The following is a 4,261-nucleotide window of genomic DNA, read 5'->3' as shown; positions in this document are numbered from 1 at the left end:
GCTACAACCCGAAGGTGGTAGCCTCAGCTCAACCCACTCTTAACAGCGAAGAACCGTCATCGTCAATGTCAGCGCTGAGGCCGTGGAGTTCATCTCGATCGGCGGTCTTCATCCCGGCCTCACGACGGAGGACATCCTGAACGGCATGTCGCTCACGCGCAACCGCCGGCTTGCGGAAATCTTCCATCGCCTGCGCCTCGCAGATCCCTATGGAACGGGCCTGCGCAGAATCTTCGCTTTTTACAGGAACTGTCCAGTCAGGCCGCGCATCATCGTGACGGCCAACTCCTTCAAGCTCATTCTTCCCAATCAGAACGCCTTTCCAGAGGAGCACGGGGAAGCGCCCGCCGATCAGGCGGACAAGCGCAGGCTCACGGCACAGGAGGCGCGGGTGCTTGAATATCTCGGGGAACACGGCCGCATGAATGAGGAGGAGCTTCAGGAACTCCTCGGCATCCGGAAAACCAGGTGCTGGGTGCTCACCCGGAAAATGGCTCAGGAAGGACTCATCGAGATCGAGGGCAGAGGGCCGGGGAAACGATTCCGGCTCAGGGCCTGACCGCCCCGGCGAAAAGAAGGGCGCCGTCCCCGGAGTCTTCCCGGAAACGGCGCCCTTTCCTGTCCTACACGAACCGCTGCTGCCGCGGCGCCTTGATCAGCGGAGCGTCTTCACCCCGGCCGACATCTCGCAGAGCTTCTTCGCCACTTCGCAGGCGAGTTCGAGCGACTTCACCGGCAGGCACTCATACACGGAATGGAAGTAGAGACCGCCCGCGAAGAGGTTGGGCGTCGGAAGGCCCTTCGCCGAGAGCCGGCAGCCGTCCGTGCCGCCGCGCACGGGCTCCTCGAAGAGCTCGACGCCGACGCGCCGGAACGCCTCGCGCGCGAGGTCGAAGACGACGGGCGAGTCCTTCAGATAGTTGATCATGTTCGAGTACTGGACCTTCACGTCAACCGTCACGCGCCCGTCCCAGACGCGGTTCATCTCCTCGCCCACTTTCTTCGCGTAGGCCATGCGGTCTTCGAAGCGCTGATTGTCGTGGTCACGGATCAGCATGCGGACGTCGACGCCCCGCACCGCGCCCGTGATGCCGATCGGGTGGAAGAAGCCCTCGTAGCCTTCGGTCTTCTCGGGGACGCTCTCGGCGGGGAAGCGGCTGAGGAAGTCCATGGCGATGCGGATCGCGTTCACCATCTTGTTCTTCGCCGACCCCGGATGGGTGTTGAGTCCCTCAAAGTGCGCCGTGACGAGCGCCGCGTTGAAGGTCTCGGTCTCAAAGCCGCCGCGCTCGCCGCCGTCAATCGTGTAGGCGTAGTCCGCGCCGAACTCCTCGAGCCTCAAGTCCGCCGTGCCGAGACCCACCTCCTCGTCCGGGGTCACGCAGAAGCATAGCCTCGCGTGCGGCACCTCGGGGTGGTCGCTGAAGTACTTCGCCGCCTGCATGAGCGCCGCCACGCCCGCCTTATCGTCGGCGCCGAGCAGCGTCGTTCCGTCGGTGACGATGATTCTCTCTCCGGCGTACTTCGCGACCTCGGGGAAGCGCTCGAGCGAGAGCACGATGCTCTTCTCGTCGTTGAGAACGATGTCGCCGCCCAAGTAGTCGATCACGCGCCAGCGCGCCGGGTCGCCGCAGGCCTCGGGCGAGGTGTCCATGTGGGCGATGAGACCGAGCGCGGGGGCCGCTTCGCAGCCCGGCGTCGCCTCGAGCCACCCGTAGACAATGCCCCCCGGCGTGCGGCGGGTGTTCGTGACGCCGACCGAATGGAACTCCTCCTCGATGAGCTTTCCGAAGGCGACCTGCGTCGCCGTCGTCGGGCGCGATTCGGACCTCGGATCGCTCTGCGTGTTGTACTGCGTGTACGACAGGAACCGCCGGAGGATCTCCGGAAGGGATTCGAACTCGGATTTCGTGAAATTGCCGAAGTAATTCTGCTCGAGCATTGCCGCCTCGTTTTATTGAACAACCCTCCTCGCGCTGACAAATATTTTTCGCGACTGAGGGACGGAAAGATTGTACGGACTTTCTCTAAAAAAAGTTGTAATAAGGGATTACCCGGATGTGACCTTTACGAATACCTCCTTGGAGTTAGGGATACTATCCTATGGTCATTGGCAGCCGAATCAGTAGACTCCGGTGAAACACCTGCTTTGCACCGATGCAGGGCACTATCACACCATAAAGGAACACGCCGATGACTTGGCAGATGATTGCCGCGCTTGCAGTTACCTGTTTAACTGTTTACGGACTTTTAAAAAGATGGGAAACCCGCCTTGTTTTATTGACGGCGGGTTTTTGCATGTGCATACTGTCGCTCGATCCCTATGCGGCGTTCGCGCAGTTCGACAAGTCGATGACGAACTCGTCGCTCATCATCGTGATCTGCTCGGCGATGGGCTTTGCGCGCGTGATGTCGATCACGGGCTGCGACCTGCACCTGGTGTCGCTCCTGACGAAACCCTTGAACAAACTCGGCATATTTCTGCTGCCCTGCTGCATGATCGTGACCGGCATCGTCTCGATCGCGATCTCCTCGCTCGCGGGCATGTGCGCCGCGATCGGCCCCACGATCTGCGCGCTGATGATCCGCGCGGGTTTCCGTCCGGCGATGGCCGCCGCGACCGTGATCGCCTCGACCCTTCCGAGCTTCTGGTCGCCCGGGTCCTCGCACAACATCTTCGTCGCGAAGCTCGCCGACTGGCCCATCATGGACTTCCTGACCTACACAAGCATCCGCACGGGCATGATCTCGCTCTTCTGCATCGTCATGATGATCATCTGCTGCGTGGTGTTCGGGGACTTCCGCCGGGGCGGCTTTGAGAACGACGGCGTGCACGACGCCGCGAACAAGGTCGAGCTCCCCGCGAACCCCGAGGTCCTCAAGGCCTTCGCCCCGCTCCTTCCCGTGGTGCTCCTCTTCGTCGTGGCGATCTGGGTGCCGGACGTCAAGATCTCGGTGGCGACCGCCATGCTCGTGGGCGTCATCTATACGCTGCTGATCACCCGCGCGAACCCCGCGGAGGTCACGAAGAAGTTCTTCGACGGCATGGGCCACGGCTATGGCAACATCCTCGGCCTCATCATCGCCGCGGGCGTCTTCGCCGCGGGCCTGCGCTCCTGCGGCGTGATCGACGTCTTCGTCGAGGCCTTGAAGGGGTCGTCCGAGCTCGCGAAGCTCGGCGCCGCGGTCGGTCCCTACATCCTCGGCGTGATGACGGGCTCGGGCGACGCCGCGGCCTTCGCCTTCAACGAGGCCGTCACCCCGCACGCGGCCGCCTTCGGCATGACCATCCCCGACCTCGGCTACCTCGCGATCGTCGCGGCGACCTTCGGCCGAGTCTCGTCGCCGCTCGCGGCCGGCGTGATCGTGATCTCCGGCATCGCGGGCGTCTCGCCCATCGAGGTGATCAAGCGCTCGGCGCCCGTGCAGATCTGCACGCTCACGTTCCTCTTCCTCATCAGCTGATCCCGGGCTGACTGAGAAGACTGGGAAGACAGCAAGGCCGGAGTTCCGCGAGAAGGAGCTCCGGCCTTCCTTTTGTCCCGGGACCGCGGGCGGGCCCGAGGCGGCGGGCGGAAGTCAGTCCTTCTTTTCGCCGGTCGCCTCGCCGGCTTTCTCCTCGGCTCCGATGCCGAGGAGCTGATCGAGCTCGGGGCACCCCGAGCTGTAAGTCTCAAGCCTCTCGGAGAACATCCTGTCATATGCCCCGTCTTCCTCCAGCACGGGCACCGAGGGAAAAAGCTTCACCGCCCGTGCAAGCGCCTCCTCGCGCGTCGCGAACCCCGGCTCCGTGCCGCGGTACTCGAGGAACTTCCTTCCGACCCGAAGAAGGCGCCACTGCCAGGAGCCGTCGGGGTGCTTTCCGATCTTGAGCGCAAAGCCGGGGCGGAGCTTCCAGTCGGAGACCTGGCCGTCCCCGTCGGTCACGGGTTCGAAGTCATCGGGCGTGAAGCAGATGCCGGGCTCGGAATCGAGCAGCATCCACGACATGCGGCTCCCGCACATCGATTTCTTCTTTCCGCCGCCGAAGTCCACAAGCCCGATGTCGTTCGAAATCTGCAGCACATCGAAGCTCCGGTCGGAGAGGAGCTTCGTGAGGTGATTGCAGAGGGGTTTCGCCGCCGCGCGGCAGTTCTCAAGAGTGAAAGGCTTCCTCTCCTTCCCGCGCCTGCTCGTGTCCCACCCGGCCCTGGTGAAGACGATGAACCGTTAGTTGAACTCCACCAAACCTCTCACACCCGGGTGGAGTCCTTCATACTCA

At 63.1% G+C, this 4,261-nt stretch carries 4 protein-coding genes; 2 read left to right on the top strand and 2 right to left on the bottom strand.

Annotated features, from left to right (window positions below; genetic code table 11):
• The first annotated feature begins 58 nt into the window (after nt 1-58).
• Entirely contained in the window at nt 59-559 is a 501-nt protein-coding gene (locus Q4F91_RS12930; RefSeq protein WP_303338143.1) for an ATP-binding protein, read from the top strand.
• Nucleotides 560-655: 96 nt separating this feature from the next.
• Here Q4F91_RS12930 and pepT read toward each other — a convergent pair whose 3' ends face one another.
• Complete coding sequence (pepT, locus tag Q4F91_RS12925; RefSeq protein ID WP_303338142.1) at nt 656-1,942, bottom strand: peptidase T; 1,287 nt, start codon at nt 1,940-1,942, stop codon at nt 656-658.
• A 251-nt stretch (nt 1,943-2,193) separates the two neighbouring features.
• Here pepT and dcuC point away from each other — a divergent pair, with 251 nt between their 5' ends.
• Nucleotides 2,194-3,465, top strand: a complete 1,272-nt coding sequence (gene dcuC / locus Q4F91_RS12920; RefSeq protein ID WP_303338141.1) for a C4-dicarboxylate transporter DcuC — start codon at nt 2,194-2,196, stop codon at nt 3,463-3,465.
• 114 nt (nt 3,466-3,579) lie between these two features.
• Here dcuC and Q4F91_RS12915 read toward each other — a convergent pair whose 3' ends face one another.
• On the bottom strand, nt 3,580-4,065 hold the full coding sequence (locus tag Q4F91_RS12915) for a hypothetical protein (protein WP_303338140.1): 486 nt from the start codon (nt 4,063-4,065) through the stop codon (nt 3,580-3,582).
• Nucleotides 4,066-4,261 lie beyond the last annotated feature (196 nt).

Origin of the sequence: Sutterella sp., assembly GCF_030539355.1 — a bacterium.
Taxonomy (GTDB): Bacteria; Pseudomonadota; Gammaproteobacteria; order Burkholderiales; family Burkholderiaceae_F; genus Sutterella.
Note: the sequence above shows the minus strand (reverse complement) of the source record. Positions and strands in the feature narration are given on the sequence as shown.